General features: G+C 51.3%; 19 protein-coding genes. 14 read left to right on the top strand and 5 right to left on the bottom strand.

The window, feature by feature from the left end; all coding sequences use genetic code 11:
- Position 1 precedes the first annotated feature (1 nt).
- The 3 genes from kefB to slyD all read left to right on the top strand — a co-directional run bounded on the left by kefB (position 2) and on the right by slyD (position 2,789).
- The gene (gene kefB / locus A0G03_RS08660) at positions 2-1,813 is read left to right on the top strand and encodes a glutathione-regulated potassium-efflux system protein KefB (RefSeq protein WP_048262700.1); all 1,812 of its coding nucleotides are present in this window, start codon (positions 2-4) and stop codon (positions 1,811-1,813) included.
- Positions 1,814-1,889: 76 nt separating this feature from the next.
- A complete protein-coding gene (locus A0G03_RS08655; RefSeq protein WP_048262698.1) occupies positions 1,890-2,084 on the top strand; it encodes a YheV family putative zinc ribbon protein in 195 nt (64 codons plus the stop codon).
- A gap of 120 nt (positions 2,085-2,204) precedes the next feature.
- Positions 2,205-2,789: a peptidylprolyl isomerase gene (gene slyD / locus A0G03_RS08650; protein WP_048262697.1), complete on the top strand. Its 585-nt coding sequence runs from the start codon at positions 2,205-2,207 to the stop codon at positions 2,787-2,789.
- 123 nt (positions 2,790-2,912) lie between these two features.
- On the opposite strand, the gene A0G03_RS08645 is transcribed toward slyD, so the two are convergent.
- Positions 2,913-3,131 (bottom strand): protein SlyX, encoded by a 219-nt coding sequence (locus tag A0G03_RS08645; protein WP_048262695.1) that lies wholly within the window; start codon positions 3,129-3,131, stop codon positions 2,913-2,915.
- A 282-nt stretch (positions 3,132-3,413) separates the two neighbouring features.
- On the opposite strand from A0G03_RS08645, the gene fkpA reads away from it, so the two are divergent.
- Positions 3,414-4,232: an FKBP-type peptidyl-prolyl cis-trans isomerase gene (gene fkpA, locus A0G03_RS08640; RefSeq protein ID WP_048262693.1), complete on the top strand. Its 819-nt coding sequence runs from the start codon at positions 3,414-3,416 to the stop codon at positions 4,230-4,232.
- Between the two features lie 183 nt (positions 4,233-4,415).
- Here the strand turns inward: fkpA and pdxR are convergent, their stop codons facing one another.
- The gene (gene pdxR / locus A0G03_RS08635) at positions 4,416-5,912 is read right to left on the bottom strand and encodes a MocR-like pyridoxine biosynthesis transcription factor PdxR (RefSeq protein ID WP_048262692.1); all 1,497 of its coding nucleotides are present in this window, start codon (positions 5,910-5,912) and stop codon (positions 4,416-4,418) included.
- 103 nt (positions 5,913-6,015) lie between these two features.
- Between pdxR and A0G03_RS08630 the strand changes: the two genes are divergently transcribed.
- Positions 6,016-6,852, top strand: coding sequence for a YggS family pyridoxal phosphate-dependent enzyme (locus A0G03_RS08630; RefSeq protein WP_048262690.1), 837 nt, complete (start codon positions 6,016-6,018; stop codon positions 6,850-6,852).
- 10 nt (positions 6,853-6,862) lie between these two features.
- Positions 6,863-8,134, top strand: coding sequence for a serine hydroxymethyltransferase (glyA, locus tag A0G03_RS08625; RefSeq protein WP_048262688.1), 1,272 nt, complete (start codon positions 6,863-6,865; stop codon positions 8,132-8,134).
- 71 nt (positions 8,135-8,205) lie between these two features.
- Here the strand turns inward: glyA and pmrB are convergent, their stop codons facing one another.
- Genes pmrB through eptA form a run of 3 tightly spaced genes read right to left on the bottom strand, consistent with a single transcriptional unit; the run spans position 8,206 to position 11,608 of the window.
- Complete coding sequence (gene pmrB / locus A0G03_RS08620; protein ID WP_048262687.1) at positions 8,206-9,300, bottom strand: two-component system sensor histidine kinase PmrB; 1,095 nt, start codon at positions 9,298-9,300, stop codon at positions 8,206-8,208.
- Positions 9,297-9,965: a two-component system response regulator PmrA gene (pmrA, locus tag A0G03_RS08615; protein ID WP_048262686.1), complete on the bottom strand. Its 669-nt coding sequence runs from the start codon at positions 9,963-9,965 to the stop codon at positions 9,297-9,299. Before pmrA ends, pmrB begins: the two co-directional genes overlap by 4 nt.
- Positions 9,962-11,608 carry a phosphoethanolamine transferase EptA gene (gene eptA, locus A0G03_RS08610; RefSeq protein WP_048262684.1) on the bottom strand — a complete coding sequence of 549 codons (1,647 nt, stop codon included), beginning with the start codon at positions 11,606-11,608 and terminating at the stop codon, positions 9,962-9,964. The genes pmrA and eptA overlap by 4 nt, the downstream gene beginning before the upstream one ends.
- 373 nt (positions 11,609-11,981) lie before the next feature.
- Here eptA and A0G03_RS08605 point away from each other — a divergent pair, with 373 nt between their 5' ends.
- From A0G03_RS08605 to A0G03_RS08570, 8 genes are all read left to right on the top strand, one after another.
- Positions 11,982-12,704, top strand: coding sequence for a helix-turn-helix transcriptional regulator (locus tag A0G03_RS08605; RefSeq protein ID WP_010296984.1), 723 nt, complete (start codon positions 11,982-11,984; stop codon positions 12,702-12,704).
- On the top strand, positions 12,704-13,093 hold the full coding sequence (gene tusD / locus A0G03_RS08600) for a sulfurtransferase complex subunit TusD (protein ID WP_048262683.1): 390 nt from the start codon (positions 12,704-12,706) through the stop codon (positions 13,091-13,093). Before A0G03_RS08605 ends, tusD begins: the two co-directional genes overlap by 1 nt.
- 9 nt (positions 13,094-13,102) lie before the next feature.
- Positions 13,103-13,462 (top strand): sulfurtransferase complex subunit TusC, encoded by a 360-nt coding sequence (gene tusC / locus A0G03_RS08595; protein WP_048262681.1) that lies wholly within the window; start codon positions 13,103-13,105, stop codon positions 13,460-13,462.
- An 18-nt stretch (positions 13,463-13,480) separates the two neighbouring features.
- Positions 13,481-13,768 carry a sulfurtransferase complex subunit TusB gene (gene tusB / locus A0G03_RS08590; protein ID WP_048262679.1) on the top strand — a complete coding sequence of 96 codons (288 nt, stop codon included), beginning with the start codon at positions 13,481-13,483 and terminating at the stop codon, positions 13,766-13,768.
- 131 nt (positions 13,769-13,899) lie between these two features.
- Positions 13,900-14,274 carry a 30S ribosomal protein S12 gene (rpsL, locus tag A0G03_RS08585; protein WP_005969567.1) on the top strand — a complete coding sequence of 125 codons (375 nt, stop codon included), beginning with the start codon at positions 13,900-13,902 and terminating at the stop codon, positions 14,272-14,274.
- 96 nt (positions 14,275-14,370) lie between these two features.
- Positions 14,371-14,841, top strand: a complete 471-nt coding sequence (rpsG, locus tag A0G03_RS08580) for a 30S ribosomal protein S7 (RefSeq protein WP_005969574.1) — start codon at positions 14,371-14,373, stop codon at positions 14,839-14,841.
- 96 nt (positions 14,842-14,937) lie between these two features.
- On the top strand, positions 14,938-17,052 hold the full coding sequence (gene fusA, locus A0G03_RS08575) for an elongation factor G (RefSeq protein ID WP_048262677.1): 2,115 nt from the start codon (positions 14,938-14,940) through the stop codon (positions 17,050-17,052).
- Positions 17,053-17,121: 69 nt separating this feature from the next.
- A partial coding sequence (locus A0G03_RS08570) for a GTP-binding protein (protein WP_045142993.1) occupies positions 17,122-17,341 on the top strand: 220 nt, incomplete at its 3' end.

Here is a 17,341-nt window from a genome sequence, read left to right as displayed (position 1 = left end):
TATGGAGAGTTCTGCGCTACTGACTGCCGGAGTCTTGTTTTTGTTTGTGGCGGTAGTAGCCGTACCGATCGCTGCCCGATTAGGGATTGGCGCCGTATTGGGCTATTTGATCGCCGGGATCGCCATTGGCCCTTGGGGGCTCGGCTTTATCCGTGACGTGGAAGCTATCCTGCACTTTTCGGAGCTGGGTGTAGTTTTCCTGATGTTCATCATCGGTCTGGAATTGAATCCGGGAAAGCTGTGGACGCTACGTCGTTCAATCTTCGGCGTTGGGGCGGCTCAGGTTGGCCTCAGCGCGTTGATTTTAGGCGGAGCCTTATATCTGACTGATTTCTCGTGGCAGTCTGCGCTGATTGGTGGTGTGGGGCTGGCGATGTCGTCAACGGCCATGGCGCTGCAACTGATGCGCGAAAAAGGCATGAACCGCAATGAATCGGGACAGCTTGGCTTTTCTGTGCTGCTTTTTCAAGATCTTGCGGTGATTCCCGCGTTGGCGTTGATTCCTATTCTCGCTGGGGTGCAGGGTGACTTCGGCGATTGGGAACGGATTGGACTGAAGGTTGCTGCGTTTCTCGGCATGCTAATCGGTGGGCGCTATCTGGTACGTCCGCTGTTCCGTTTTATTGCGGCATCCGGCGTGCGCGAAGTATTCACTGCCGCTGCGTTGTTGCTGGTGCTAGGTTCTGCGCTGTTTATGGAAGCATTAGGTCTTTCTATGGCGTTAGGCACCTTTATCGCCGGTATTCTGCTGGCGGAAAGTGAGTATCGGCATGAACTGGAAATTGCGATTGAACCGTTCAAAGGGTTGCTGCTTGGGCTGTTCTTTATTTCTGTAGGAATGGCGCTAAATCTCGGGATCCTCTACACCCACATCGTGAAGATTATGATTGCGGTATTGGTGCTGGTAGCGGTGAAAGCAGCTGTACTTTATCTCCTTGCGCGGATTAACCGAATGCGCCGTTCCGAACGCTTGCAGTTTGCTGGCGTGCTGAGTCAGGGCGGCGAGTTCGCTTTCGTTCTGTTTTCCGCTGCGGCTTCATTCAACGTATTGAAAGGTGAGCAACTGCCGCTGTTGCTGGTGACGGTGACGCTATCGATGATGACGACGCCTCTACTGATGCAGGTGATAGACCGCATTCTGGCGCGTCGTTATAACGTGCAGGATGTGCCGGATGAGAAACCGTATGTCGAAGACGACGAACCGCAGGTCATTGTGGTGGGCTTCGGACGTTTTGGACAGGTGATCAGCCGTTTGCTCATGGCGAACAAAATGCGGATTACGGTTCTGGAGCGCGATATCAGCGCCGTCAGCCTGATGCGCAGCTATGGTTATAAAGTTTATTATGGTGATGCCACGGAACTGGAACTGCTGCGTTCGGCGGGAGCAGATAAAGCACGATCGATTGTGATTACCTGTAATACGCCGGAAGATACGATGGAAATTGTACATCTGTGCCAGCAACATTTTCCGAATTTGGAGATTTTGGCACGGGCGCGTGGACGTGTTGAAGCCCATGAGTTGCTGCAAACTGGCGTAAGGCATTTCTCGCGTGAAACCTTTTCCAGCGCCCTGGAATTGGGGCGGAAAACATTGGTAACGTTAGGCATGCATCCCCATCAGGCGATGCGCGCGCAACAGCATTTTCGCCGCCTTGATATGCGTATGCTGCGTGAGCTGGTACCGCAACTGACGGGAGATGTCGCACAGATTTCTCGTGTAAAAGAGGCGCGCCGTGAGCTGGAAGATATTTTCCAGCGGGAAATGCAGCGTGAGCGTCGTCGGCCAAGTGTGTGGGATGAGGACGACGAGTAAGAATCAATAACGCCTATCTGAATAGGTTCTAGGTTCTAGGTTATAGGTGCTGGAACGGAGAGAAGTGGGAGCGAGCATGCGTAAACGTTTTATTGCCGGGGCGGTGTGCCCGACGTGTCAGGCTCAGGACACGCTAGCGGTTGGACGAGAGGATGAGGCTGAGGTGGTGGTGTGCGTAAAGTGCGGATATCGCCAGAGTCGGGCAGATGAACCCACGACGGCACCCGCCCCGCAAGCTAGCGATATTATCGGGATCTTCCGGCCAGAATGATGGATGAATGTCATGGTGGCATTGTCACCAACCGTTGACGTTTTTTGATTCCAGACGGTACATAGGGACATTTTTCAGCTACAATTTGCGCCAGTTTGATTTCCAACGGTAGGAGATATCATGAAAGTAGCAAAAGATCTGGTGGTCAGCCTGGCCTATCAGGTACGTACAGAAGACGGTGTGTTGGTTGATGAGTCTCCGGTGAGCGCGCCGTTGGACTATCTGCATGGTCACGGTTCCCTGATTTCAGGTCTGGAAACCGCGTTGGAAGGCCGTGAAGCTGGCGAAACGTTTGATGTGAACATTGGTTCCAGCGACGCTTACGGCAACTATGATGAGAATTTGGTTCAGCGCGTACCAAAAGATGTCTTTATGGGCGTTGATGAGTTGCAGGTTGGCATGCGTTTCCTGGCTGAGACCGATCAGGGTCCAGTTCCAGTTGAAATCACCGAAGTTGAAGATGAGCACGTTGTTGTCGACGGCAACCACATGCTGGCAGGCCAGAATCTGAGCTTCCACGTTGAAGTGATTGCCATTCGCGAAGCGACGGAAGAAGAATTGGCTCACGGTCACGTTCATGGCGAACACGATCATGAACACGGCGACGGCTGCTGTGGCGGTCACGGCCATGACCACGATCATGACCATGATCACCAACATGGTAAAGGCGGCTGCGGCGGCAACGGTGGATGTGGCTGCCACTAATTACACTAATTAGTTGTAGTGCATAAAAAAACCTCAGGTTGATGAATATCACCTGAGGTTTTTTTATATCTGGCCTGTAGTAAGCACCGATAGAGTAAGCGCAGATACCACGTGGCTCGGGCCTCAATAATGCGGTGGTGGCGTTTCTTCCGACTGGGAAGCAACAAGCGACGTTTGCTGATTGCGCAGTCTGTCGGTGAGTAGACGGACGTGCTCACGCAAGCGGCTAATTTCCCGCTCGTGTTGAATCACCGTTTGGTTAAGGTCTTCTATGGTTAATTCCTGAAAGGCCTGTCGGCTTTCCAATTGTTCAAGCCGTTCTTCGAGTGCTGATGGTGACATCGGTGTTCCCCTTACTTCTTGTTACCCGCGAGTTTGTCAGAAAGCGGAAACTTCTGGTAGTAAAAACGGTCGCAGTAGGGCGCAATGACGTATCCGGAATGGGGCATATCGTTGCCAGATGGCCTTAGGACGATACAAATGGTGTCGGAAAAGCTTCCTGACGTTTTTTATCAAAGGATTGTCGAGTGCGTCGTTGTGTTGTCTTCGTCCGCACAGTTATAGTAGGCGCGAATTTATTTTAATGATGGCTGGAGCGTGTCGCTCCAGATGCTGGAGAAATGGATGAAATCACTGTTTAAAGTAACGCTGTTAGCAACAACGATGGCTCTGGCTCTGAACGCGGGCCAGGCTCTGGCGGCAGACAAAGCACAGGCGTCTGAGAGCACTGCGGCAGCCAAATTCAAGAACGATGAGCAGGCAGCGGCTTATGCGTTAGGTGCATCTTTAGGGCGTTATATGGATAACTCTCTGAAAGAGCAAGAAAAATTAGGTATCAAACTGGATAAGGATCAGCTGATTGCTGGCGTTCAGGATGCCTTTGCTGATAAGAGCAAGCTGACTGACGAAGAAATCGAAAAAACGCTGCAAGGCTTTGAAGGTAAAGTAAAAGCTGCTGCTGAAGCCAAGATGAAGCAAGATGCGAAAGATAACGCTGATAAAGGCACCAAGTATCTTGAGTCCTTCGCCAAAGAAAAAGGCGTGAAGAAAACTGAATCTGGCCTTCTGTATCAGGTTGAGAAAGAAGGTAGCGGCAGCGCGCCGAAAGACAGCGATACCGTAGTCGTTAACTACAAGGGTACGCTGGTTGACGGTAGCGAGTTCGATAACTCCTACAAACGTGGTGAGCCGCTTTCTTTCCGTCTGGACGGTGTGATCCCAGGTTGGACTGAAGGTCTGAAGCACGTTAAGAAAGGCGGAAAAATCAAGCTGGCTATCCCACCAGCGCTGGCCTATGGTGAAACCGGCGTGCCTGGCATTCCGGCTAACTCTACGCTGGTGTTTGACGTTGAACTGTTGGACATTAAATCTGAAGCTGACCTGAAAGCAGCCGATGATGCGAAAGCTGAGAAACCAGCCGCCGCAGAGAAAACCGCTAAATAAGCATCGCTGTTATGGCGATATGACCGCAGGCTTGGCCTGCGGTTTTTTTGTGTTTCACAATCACGTCCCTGCACCGAATCCCTTTTCCAGCTACTCATCTTTCGATGACGCTTATCTTCAGTCTGACTGATATTTTCCCACTGACTGTACGGCTCATACCTATCATCCACCGCTTACCACCTATTAGCGGCACAGCGCACTTAGCACCTTCGCCAACGTCTTGACGGCAATTTCCAGTTCATGCGGAGCGTGGGCAGCAAATCCCATGAGGAAACCTGCTTTATGCTGGCCCGATGCATACAGCGCTGTTAGCCCGAGTAGATCGATACCGGCCCGGCGTGCGGATTCCACCGCATCGTGTTCAGGGATGTCGCGGATGAAGATACAGGGCATCTGCATGCCTCCAGTCGGCACCCGTGGCTCTACGAAATCAGCCAGATGCTGGCGAACCAGTTGTGCCAGCACATCGCGGCGTTTCGCGTAAATGGTGCGCATCGTGCGTACATGGGCACCGAAGTGGCCGCCTTCGATAAAGCGTGCCAGCGTGAGCTGCGGAATTGGTGCGCTGTGCCCATCCATCAAGGTACGGCCCACGGTCATCGGTGCGACCAACTGCGGCGGCAGTACCATGTAGCCGATGCGCAGGCCGGGAAACAGCGATTTGGTGAAGGTGCCGATATAGATCGTGCGATCGTGCGGGTCGAGTCCCTGTACGCAGGCGGTGGGTTTGCCCGCGTAGTGAAACTCGCTGTCGTAGTCGTCTTCAATAATCCAGCTTTGGTGCTGCCTAGCCCATTCGATCACTGCCAGCCGCCGATCCAACGCCAGCGTCGCGCCGGTTGGAAACTGGTGTGAGGGCGTGAGGAATACGGCTTTAGCGGGCGCATTGTGTCCGCTGCTTGCTTCAAGCAGGTGATCGACCTGCAAACCATCCGCATCTAACGGTATAGGCACGCACGCGAGCCCGGCGGCCTCGAATGCCTTGCGTGCGCCGTGGTACACAGGATCTTCAAGGAAGATCCTATCGCCAGCATCCATCAGCACATTCGCGCACAGAGTGAGTGCTTGCTGGGAACTGGTCAACACTAACACGCGGTCTGGCGTAGCGCGGGCTCCTCGTTCGAGGTTGACATAATCTGCGATGGCTCGTCTCAACGTTTCCATACCCTGCGGCGGGCTGTGTAACAGCGCTTTAGTGCCATATTCTTTTAGCACCTGCCGCTCTAGTCGTTCCCACGTCTGGAGGGGAAAGCTGCGTGTTTCCGGCACGCCGGGCGCGAACGCTCGCGGTATGATGAAATCTCGTACACCGCCATTCTGGAACATGGCGCTGCCGCGTTGACTGAGACGCAGCTCTGCTTTGCTATCTCCTGTTTTTCTGGCTTTACCACGTCCTGAAAGACGTTTTGCCCGCTCTGACACGAAACTGCCGCTGCCTACGCGACGCTCAATGAACCCTTCTGCATGCAGCTGGCTGTAAGCCGATTCGACCGTATCACGCGATACCTCCAGCGATGTAGCCAGCGCGCGCGAAGCGGGTAAGGGTTTTCCCACATCGAGAATGCCATCGAGGATGAGCTGACGAATCGCCCGCTGGATACGAGCATGCAGTGGCAAAGCGCCGTGCGCGGGATCGCCAATCCAGGCTTTGACAGATTCGAGCTGGGCGTGTTTGAACAATTGGTCTGCCTCTTATAAGAAAAATGGTGGGGAACATCCGGCTATTTTAAATCTATAAATACGTTTCACAATCCATTCATCCTCTTTATCAGGAGTTAGGCCGATGCCGATATCTTCCGATACACCCACTCGCCACGATAGTCACGGTCGCTACCCTGAAACCGCCACGGTTGAGGATTTTCAACGTAATCTGGCGGCAGTACAGATGCGCATCGAGGCGGCTTGTCACCGCGTTGGCCGCGATCCAGCAACCGTGCGCTTGCTGCCAGTCAGCAAGACCAAGCCAGAAAATCGCCTGCGTATGGCCCATATAGCAGGCTGCCGGATATTGGGTGAGAACAAGGTGCAGGAGGCGTACCGCAAATGGGAAGCCATGCAGGACTTAGCCGACTTACAGTGGTCGGTCATTGGCCATCTACAAACCAACAAGGCTAAGCTGGTGGCACGCTTCGCTAGCGAATTTCAGGCATTGGATAGCCTGAGACTGGCTGAAGCGTTGGATCGTCGCTTGCACGTTGAAGGACGCTCACTGGATGTCTTCGTGCAGGTTAACACCTCTGGTGAGGCGAGTAAGTACGGCCTGTCTCCTGAAGACGTTCCTGCTTTTATTCAGGCGCTTCCCACATTCTCTGCGCTACGTGTGCGTGGGCTCATGACGCTGGCGTTGTTCTCCAGCGAGGCCGAACGCGTACGTCAGTGTTTTATTCGGCTGCGTAACCTACGCGATCGGTTGCAGCAAAACGCGCCTGCTGGCATCGGACTGGATGAATTATCCATGGGGATGTCCGGCGATTTTGAGATCGCGATCGAGGAAGGTGCCACCGTAGTGCGCGTCGGTCAGGCGATCTTCGGTGCACGCCCTTTGCCGGATAGCTACTACTGGCCTGATGAAACCACCACCGAAGTATCCCCTTTAAAAAAACCAACGATTAACGCATAGGATGATGCCCATGTATGACACCTCTTTAACTCTTACCGATTTCGACCCTGAGTTGGCCGATGCCATCTTGCACGAAGAACACCGTCAGGAAATCCACGTTGAACTCATCGCTTCAGAGAACTATGCCAGTCCGCTGGTGATGGCGGTCCAGAATTCCGTGTTCACCAACAAATACGCAGAGGGTTACCCCGGCAAGCGCTACTACAGCGGCTGTGAGTATGTTGACGTAGCCGAACGTCTGGCTATCGAGCGGGCCAAAGTGCTGTTTGACTGCGATTACGCTAACGTCCAGCCCCATGCTGGCGCTCAGGCGAATGCCGCCGTATTTCTGGCCTTGACTAACCCCGGTGACACCGTGATGGGTATGAATCTGGCTCAGGGCGGGCATTTGACTCACGGGAACCCCTCCAACTTCTCTGGTCGCCACTACAAGATCGTACCGTATGGTCTTGACCCTGAAACAGGGCTTATCGACTACGACGAAATGGAGCGTATTGCCTTGGAAACCCGGCCAAAAATGTTAATAGGAGGATTTTCCGCTTATTCACGCCACAAGGACTGGGCGCGTATGCGCACTATTGCTGACAGAGTGGGGGCTATCTTCTGGGTGGATATGGCTCATGTTGCTGGTTTAGTGGCGGCGGGTGAATACCCCAACCCGCTCCCTCACGCACATGTTGTGACCAGTACAACGCATAAGACCCTGCGTGGCCCACGAGGTGGCATTATTTTGGCCAAGGGGCAGAGTGAGGATTTTTACAAAAAGCTCAACGCCGCCGTGTTCCCCGGTATTCAAGGTGGCCCGCTGATGCACGTTATTGCAGCTAAAGCGGTAGCCTTCAAGGAAGCGTTACGCCCTGATTTCATGGTTTATCAGCGTCAGGTCGTGACTAACGCCCGGGCAATGGCGCGCATTATCCAACTGCGTGGTTACAAGATCGTCTCCGACGGCACCGACAACCATTTGCTGCTGATCGACCTGTCTGCTAAGCCGTATACCGGTAAGGATGCCGACGCTGCGCTGAGCGATGCTTACATCACGACAAATAAGAATTCGGTGCCTAACGACCCACGTTCACCTTTTGTTACCTCAGGCCTGCGTATTGGTACGCCAGCTGTGACGACGCGCGGTTTCGGTGTGACAGAGTGTGAGCAACTGGCAGGGTGGTTATGTGATGTGCTGGATGGGCTAGGTGCTGGGAATGAAGCGTTAACGGTGATACGCGATCGTGTTCGCGAGCAGGTTGTCGCGCTGTGCCGCCGCTATCCTGTGTATCAATAAGGCGTATAAGGCGCGTGCACAGGGATGTGTCGTCGCGATGTTATTTTGACGTGGTTTTCTGTTGTTGTTCTTCAGGCTGAGTCTGGGTATTCCTCAGGCGTGGTTAGTACCACCTGCGCGAGTGCACCAGAGCCTTGCGGTCGGTTACTAAGGAAAAATCTTCCATCGTGCAACTGAGCAATGCGCGTCACGATGCTCAGTCCGAGACCGATACCACCATAGCGACTATCCATGCGAACAAACGCCTTACTTAATTCACCAACCTTACTTTCATCGATACCCGGCCCTTCATCTTCGATCTGTAGTTCAAGGTGTTGCCGTTTAATCAGGCTAACCGTGATCTGACTTGCTTCCGGGCTATAGCGATAGGCATTTTCTACCAGATTGCGTAACAACAATTGGAGTAACGTGGCATCACCGTGGAGAGAGACATCTTCCTGCGGTAATACCCATTTCAGCCTTTGCTGGCGCTTTTGCAGCATCTCCGCTAGTTCATCCTGCATGGGAAAAATAACGTCTTTCAGGAATGCGACATTTTCGTGGTGGCCTGCCGAAAATTCTTGTCCGACACGCGCAAGCAGTAAGAGCTGTTCCACCGTCTTCACCATCTTATCGATCCGTTTGATAAGTGAACCGCAGTCAATCTGATGCTGTTGCTGGTGTAATTCAAGATGTAGCCGAATACCGGCTAGCGGAGTTCGTAACTCATGAGCGACATCGGCAGTAAATTGCCTGTCGCGTTTCAGCGTTTCGTCTAAGCGTTGGAAAAGCTGGTTGATGGTATGGGTGACCGCGGCGATTTCTTTAATGTCGCTCTGCTGTGGCAGCGGTTCCAGATTTTCGGCCGTGCGATCCTGCAATTCTTCCTGTAGACGAGAAAGCGGGCGGGTGATCCAACTGACCGCCTGAAAGCACATGAGCAATGTCAGGATGACCATCACCAGACTGGGAATACTGAGCGACGCGATTGCTTCATTAATCTCTTGATCGATCTGCATGTTCTGGGCACTGGCGCTCAGGGATTTATCAACCAGCAGGCCGATCTGTTCTTCGCTTTCGTGCCAGAGCCAGAATACGCTGATCATCTGGCAAACGAGGAGGATGCCGCCCAGTGCCAGCACCAAACGGCGACGCATACTGGTGACGGCGTCGGCATCGCTCTTCATGGTTGATCCCCTTTGGTCAACAGGTAGCCAAAACCTCGCAGGGTTCGGATACGGTCTTTGCCTATCTTTTGACGCAGATTGTGGATATGGACTTCTAGCGAATTGGAGGACGGGTCGTCGTTCCAGGCATAAATATCCTGATGTAGAAGCTCTCGGTGTACCTGAGAACCGGCTTTCAGCACTAGTCGGGAAAGTATCGCGAACTCTTTTGGCGTCAGTACCACTGGTTTTTCGTCCAGCAGCACCTGTTGATTATTTAAATCCAGCGTAATGTTGTCGACCTGTATCTTGCTGTTGCTTGATCCCTGATTGCGGCGAATCAGCGCACGTACGCGCGCTTGTAATTCTGTCAGTGCAAAAGGCTTGGCAAGATAATCGTCGGCGCCAACATCCAATCCGCTGACGCGATCGTTGACCTTATCCCGCGCCGTTAAGATAAGTACGGGATGCTGGTAATTATTTTTACGCCAGCGTGATAACAACGCGAGCCCGTCATCGTCCGGTAAGCCAAGATCGAGAATGACCAAACTGTAGTGCGCACTGCTGATGAGCGCGTCCGCTTCTTTGGCCGTGCCTGCGCAATCGCAGGCATAACCTTCATGACTCAGTGCCAAGAATAATCCTTCCTGCAACAGCTTATCGTCTTCAACAATCAATAATTTCATGTTGTCTTATCCCTGCACGGCTGAAGGATATCGAGCTGAGGCTGATATTCTTTCGTGGCGATACTAAACATCCCCAGTATGGTATGGAAAAGATTATCTTGCGAGTAATCCTGCTGCTTCGCGTTCTGGCGCAGGCAGGTGTCTTGAATCGCCTGTTGCTGCTGGTAACCTGCTGATAACCACATCAACATCGGCACATGCGTTTGCTGCTTCGGCGCAATAGAGTAGGGCATGCTGTGCAGGTAGATGCCGTTCTCGCCTAACGATTCGCCGTGGTCAGACAGGTAAACCAGTGAGGTATTAAATTTATCCTGATGCTGCTTCAGTAGGTTGATCGTTTTATCCAGAATAAAATCGACATACAGAATGGTATTGTCATACGTGTTGGTCAGTGCCTCCTGCGTACAGGTTTGAATCTGATTGGTATCACAGGTTGGGGTAAATTTCTTAAAGGCGTCAGGATAGCGCTGGTAATAGCTCGGGCCGTGGCTGCCTATCGTATGTAATACAATAATCCCATCGTTATCGAGCTTGTTAATATAGTCTTCTACACCGTGGAATAACGCTTCATCGTGGCACTCGCCGCGGGTGCATAACACTGGTAGTTTCAGCGATGTCACATCAACTGTTGGCACACGCGTACAGGCATCTTTGCAGCCACCGTCATTTTCCTGCCAAAGCACGTTAACTTTTGCCCGTTGTAAGATATCGAGCAACCCTTCCTGATGGCTGGCTAAGCCACCATCAAAGTTTTGTCGCGGCATGTTGGAAAACATGCACGGAACGGAAACACCTGTTGATGTGCCACACGATGACGTGTTCTCAAAGTAAACCACATTGTCTTTCGTCAGCAACGGATTGGTTTCCTTCTCATAGCCTCCTAGCGAAAAGTTTTGTGCCCGAGAGGTCTCGCCGACCACCAGAATAACCAGATTCTTTTTTGCCGTAGGAGATGACGGCGGCACTTTGCGGGCATCCAGACCAATTTGCACCAGAGGCAAATTAGCCAGCGCGCTATGCTTATGGTAGGACAAACTGGCTGCCACAATATTGCTGGGCGTAATCGCTTTTACCAACTCTTTGTTATTACGCATGAACGAGGCGTAATCTTTATAAAAGAATGCTGCGACAGATAAAATAGCGAATAACGAGATAATGACGCTGAGAAAGCGCAGGCCAATATAGAGCGTTGTTGGCTTGGCGGGTTTTATTTTTATCCAGATGGCCGCCGCTGCGGGAATGACGCCAGTGAAAAATACCCAGACGATCAGCTGCGGCGTAAGAAGCGAAAAGGACTCGCTGGCCGTCGTCTCAACGATATTCTGGATCATGGTGCGGTCAATGATAATGCCGTAGTTCAGCATAAAGTATTGCACTGCAGCGCCGGACAGCAGGAAGAAAACAATGACGGCCTTACGCAGATAAGGCGCTGCCAGAAGCGTGAAAATGATATTCAGCACGGCGAAAATCACTACCGGCATGCTGAGGAAGAAAGGGATATTGATCCAGTCCGCCATATCCAGCAGTTGCAGCGTTTGACGGTAGTAGGCGATGTTCTGGACCAGAGTAATAAAGGCAGAAAATATCAGCACAAACGTAATGCTGTTTAGGTGTGGTCTGCCCATTGGTATTAGATTTTTCATACACGTCTCTCGTGATTTCCATTATGGAGAGGAAAGAAGACGCAGACTCTAGCGGGATTAAATTAATACAACCTTAAGAGGGAGCCCGTTAAATTCAGGGACGCGAGAGTGGACATTTGCTAGACTATGTCCCCTGTCAATACAAAATAAATATATCCGTCATACTTCAAGCTGCTTGTGCGTTGGCCGTCCTCACTGACCCCAGTGACTTACTGATGTAAGCTCCCGGGGATTTGCGCGGTTGCCGCGTTACAAGGCTCATAAATGGGCCTTGCCCTAAAGGGCCAACGCGGGGCGTTGTTTAAAACGCTAACGTTTTATCACGCAACTCGAATTATTTACGGGATAAATGACGTTGAGGGTGGTGTCTGCCATGTCTAATTCGCTTGTATCTGGCGAATCTTATGAGCTTGATTTGCTGGATGAACGGCCGTTCAGTCAAACGGACTATGAGATCCTGAAATCGTATGAAGCGGTGGTTGATGGCTTGGCCATGTTGATTGGCGAGCATTGTGAGATTGTCTTGCACTCGCTTGAGGATCTTAAATGTTCCGCTGTGCGCATTGCAAATGGGGAACATACTGGCAGGAAGATTGGCTCGCCGATTACGGATCTTGCATTGCGCATGCTGCATGACATGGCAGGCGAAGATAGCAGCGTGTCGAAGGCCTATTTTACCCGCGCAAAAAGCGGCGTGTTGATGAAGTCAGTAACGATTGCGATCCGTAATCGCGATCAGCGCGTGATTGGGTTGTTGTGTATCAACATGAATTTGGATGTACCTTTCTCCCAGATTGTGCAGACCTTTATTCCACCTGAAACGCATGACGCCGCGTCTTCTGTTAACTTCGCATCATCCGTTGACGATCTGGTTGCACAAACGCTGGAATTCTCTATTGAGGAAGTCAATGCGGATCGCAATGTTTCCAATAATGCGAAAAATCGCCAAATCGTACTGAGCCTGTACGAAAAAGGCATCTTTGATATTAAAGACGCCATCAATCAGGTTGCCGAGCGCCTTAATATCTCCAAGCACACTGTTTATCTTTATATTCGTCAATTCAAAAGCGGCGACTTCAGCGGGCACGAACGTTGATGCTGACTTACTGCTTGCTGGTGACCGGCCCTGCTTACGGCACACAGCAAGCGAGTAGCGCGTTGCAGTTTGCGCAGGCGCTGTTGGCTGAGGGGCATAAACTGAAAAGTGTGTTCTTCTACCGAGAAGGCGTGCTGAATGCTAACCAACTGACATCACCAGCTAACGATGAGTTTGATGTTGTTCGCGGCTGGCAACAGCTGGGCGACGTGCATCAGGTGGCGCTGAATGTTTGCGTTGCCGCCGCGCTGCGTCGAGGCATTACTGACGCTCAGCAAGCCACTCAGCTCAACCTTGCGGGAGCGAATCTGCAACCCGGTTTTATTCTGAGTGGGCTGGGTGAGCTGGCACAGTCGGTGCTGACCTGCGATCGGGTTATTCAGTTTTAAGGTAGCATTATGAAGCGAGTCGCATTTGTTTTTACGCATTCTCCGCATGGGAGTGCGTCTGGGCGAGAAGGGCTGGATGCGCTGTTGGCGATGTCGGCACTGACGGAAGAGATTGGTGTGTTTTTTGTTGGCGATGGCGTGCTTCAACTGCTGCCGCATCAACAGCCGGAAAAGATTCTGATGCGCAATTACATCGCCACGTTTGGTGTGTTGCCGTTGTACGACATCGAATCTTGCTATCTGTGCGAGACTTCCGTGCGCCAGCGCGGGCTGAGTATAGATACGGACTGGGTTTTGGATGTGGGGCTGTTAGCGCCAGAAGCATGGCGTAGCAAGCTGGCCGATTATCATTCCATCCTTTCATTCTAGCGACGGGCCTCTCCATTTATGTTACATACGCTCTCAAGTTCTCCTTATCACGCTGACCTGGATACACTTTTACGTAGTCTGGAGCGGGGCGATGCATTGGTCTTGCTACAAGATGGTGTGATTGCGGCTCTGGCTGGTGGGGACATTATTCAACGCCTGCTTGATTCAGCGGTTCTTATCTATGCGCTCCAGCCTGATACTGAGGCAAGGGGTGTGACTGAACAAATTTCAAACAGCGTGACGCTCATTGGCTATAATGAGTTTGTTCAACTGACAGTGGAACATCCGCAGCAACTCGCGTGGTAACGCCGAATTATTGTATATTTCTTGACTCCTTCCACTGCCAGCAATAGAATTCTGCGTCCTCATACTTTGCCTTGCGCAAACATGAGACGATTTATTACGTGTTTACGAAGCAAAACCCAGGAGCTTTTTTAATGGCAACAATTAACCAGCTGGTACGCAAACCACGCTCCCTGAAGGCTGCTAAAAGCAACGTTCCGGCGCTGGAAGCATGCCCGCAGAAACGTGGCGTATGTACCCGTGTATATACTACCACCCCTAAAAAACCGAACTCCGCACTGCGTAAAGTATGTCGTGTTCGTTTAACTAACGGTTTTGAAGTTACCTCCTATATCGGCGGTGAAGGTCATAACCTGCAGGAACACTCCGTGATCCTGATCCGTGGCGGTCGTGTTAAAGACCTGCCAGGTGTGCGTTACCACACCGTTCGTGGCGCGCTGGACTGCTCAGGTGTTAAAGACCGTAAGCAATCCCGTTCCAAATACGGCGTGAAGAAGCCAAAGGCTTAATGGTTCTTCGTTAAGTAAGGCCAAACGTTTTAACTTAAATGTCAAACTAAACTCGTAGAGTTTTGGACAATCCTGAATTAACAACGGAGTATTTCCATGCCACGTCGTCGCGTCATTGGTCAACGTAAAATTCTGCCGGATCCTAAGTTCGGATCAGAACTGCTGGCCAAATTTGTAAACATCCTGATGGTAGATGGTAAAAAATCTACTGCTGAAGCAATCGTCTATACCGCGCTGGAGACCCTGGCTCAGCGTTCTGGTAAAGGCCATCTGGAAGCTTTTGAAGTAGCTCTGGACAACGTTCGCCCGACTGTTGAAGTTAAGTCGCGCCGCGTTGGTGGTTCTACTTATCAGGTACCAGTAGAAGTCCGTCCGGTTCGTCGTAATGCGCTTGCAATGCGTTGGATCGTAGAAGCTGCTCGTAAACGCGGTGATAAATCTATGGCTCTGCGCCTGGCGAACGAACTTTCTGATGCAGCAGAGAACAAAGGTACTGCTGTTAAGAAACGTGAAGACGTTCACCGTATGGCCGAAGCTAACAAGGCGTTCGCTCACTACCGTTGGTAATCCCTTCGCTGTAGTCATGCTAACCAAGCGGGCGCTAAAAATAGCCAACCCGCTTGGGTTAACTAAATTGAACGCCCTAGTAAATAGAGGATACAAATGGCTCGTACAACACCCATCGCACGCTACCGTAACATCGGTATCAGTGCGCACATCGACGCCGGTAAAACCACTACTACCGAACGTATTCTGTTCTACACTGGTGTAAATCATAAAATCGGTGAAGTTCATGACGGCGCAGCTACCATGGACTGGATGGAGCAGGAGCAGGAACGTGGTATTACTATCACTTCCGCAGCGACTACTGCATTTTGGTCTGGTATGGCTAAGCAGTATGAACCGCATCGCGTAAACATCATCGACACCCCAGGACACGTTGACTTCACTATCGAAGTAGAACGTTCTATGCGTGTACTTGATGGTGCGGTAATGGTTTACTGCGCAGTTGGTGGTGTTCAGCCGCAGTCTGAAACCGTATGGCGTCAGGCAAACAAATATAAAGTTCCACGCATTGCGTTCGTTAACAAAATGGACCGCATGGGTGCGAATTTCCTGAAAGTTGTTGGTCAGATCAAATCCCGTCTGGGCGCGAACCCTGTTCCGCTGCAGTTGGCGATTGGTGCTGAAGAAGGTTTCACCGGTGTTGTTGACCTGGTGAAAATGAAAGCCATCAACTGGAATGATGCCGATCAGGGCGTGACCTTCGAATACGAAGAGATCCCGGCTGATTTGCAAGATCTGGCTGACGAATGGCACCAGAACCTGATCGAATCCGCAGCTGAAGCTTCTGAAGAGCTGATGGAGAAGTATCTGGGTGGTGAAGAACTGACTGAAGAAGAGATCAAAAAAGCTCTGCGTCAGCGCGTTCTGAACAACGAAATCATCCTGGTAACCTGTGGTTCTGCATTTAAGAACAAAGGTGTTCAGGCGATGCTGGATGCGGTAGTCGATTACCTGCCATCCCCAGTTGATGTACCTGCGATCAACGGTCTTTTGGATGACGGTAAAGACACACCGGCTGAGCGTCATGCAAGTGATGACGAGCCGTTTGCTGCGCTGGCATTCAAAATTGCTACCGACCCGTTTGTTGGTAACCTGACGTTCTTCCGCGTGTACTCTGGTGTGGTTAACTCCGGTGATACCGTACTGAACCCAGTTAAATCAGCACGTGAACGTTTTGGTCGTATCGTTCAGATGCACGCTAACAAGCGTGAAGAGATCAAAGAAGTTCGTGCGGGCGATATCGCTGCGGCTATCGGTCTGAAAGATGTAACGACGGGTGACACACTGTGTGATCCGAACAACGTTATCATTTTGGAACGTATGGAGTTCCCAGAACCGGTTATCTCCATTGCGGTAGAACCGAAAACCAAAGCTGACCAAGAAAAAATGGGTCTGGCATTGGGCCGTCTGGCTAAAGAAGACCCATCTTTCCGCGTATGGACTGATGAAGAATCTAACCAGACTATCATCGCTGGTATGGGTGAGTTGCACCTCGATATCATCGTTGACCGTATGAAACGTGAATTCAACGTTGAAGCAAACGTGGGTAAACCACAGGTTGCTTATCGTGAAGCGATTCGTTCGAAGGTTACTGATATTGAAGGTAAACACGCCAAGCAGTCTGGTGGTCGTGGTCAGTATGGTCATGTTGTTATCGACATGTACCCACTGGAGCCGGGCTCAAATCCTAAAGGTTACGAGTTCGTCAACGACATTAAAGGTGGTGTAATTCCTGGTGAATACATCCCTGCCGTTGATAAAGGCATCCAGGAGCAGCTGAAAGCGGGTCCTCTGGCTGGTTACCCAGTGGTTGATCTCGGTGTGCGTCTGCACTTCGGTTCTTTCCATGACGTTGACTCCTCCGAGCTGGCGTTTAAACTGGCTGCTTCTATCGCCTTTAAAGATGGCTTTAAGAAAGCAAAACCTGTTCTGCTTGAGCCGATCATGAAGGTTGAAGTTGAAACGCCGGAAGAGAACACTGGTGACGTCATCGGTGACCTTAGCCGTCGTCGTGGTATGCTGCGTGGTCAGGAATCCAACGTTACTGGCGTTGTGATCCATGCTGAAGTTCCGCTGTCTGAAATGTTCGGATACGCAACTCAACTGCGTTCTCTGACCAAAGGCCGTGCTTCTTACTCCATGGAGTTCCTGAAGTACGATGATGCGCCTAACAACGTTGCTCAGGCCGTAATTGAAGCCCGTGGTAAATAAGCCTCAGGGTTAAAACAAAATCCCGTGCTCTCTCCATAGGGGGAGAGCATTTGAGTAAGGAATATCGCCGTGTCTAAAGAAAAATTTGAACGTACAAAACCCCACGTTAACGTCGGTACTATCGGCCACGTTGACCATGGTAAAACAACGCTGACCGCTGCAATCACTACCGTTCTGGCTAAAACCTACGGTGGTAGCGCGCGTGCATTCGACCAGATCGATAACGCACCAGAAGAAAAAGCACGTGGTATCACCATCAACACGTCTCACGTTGAATATGATACCCCTG

Origin of the sequence: Pectobacterium peruviense, assembly GCF_002847345.1 — a bacterium.
Taxonomy (GTDB): Bacteria; Pseudomonadota; Gammaproteobacteria; order Enterobacterales; family Enterobacteriaceae; genus Pectobacterium; species Pectobacterium peruviense.
This window is presented reverse-complemented; position numbering and strand designations above follow the sequence as displayed.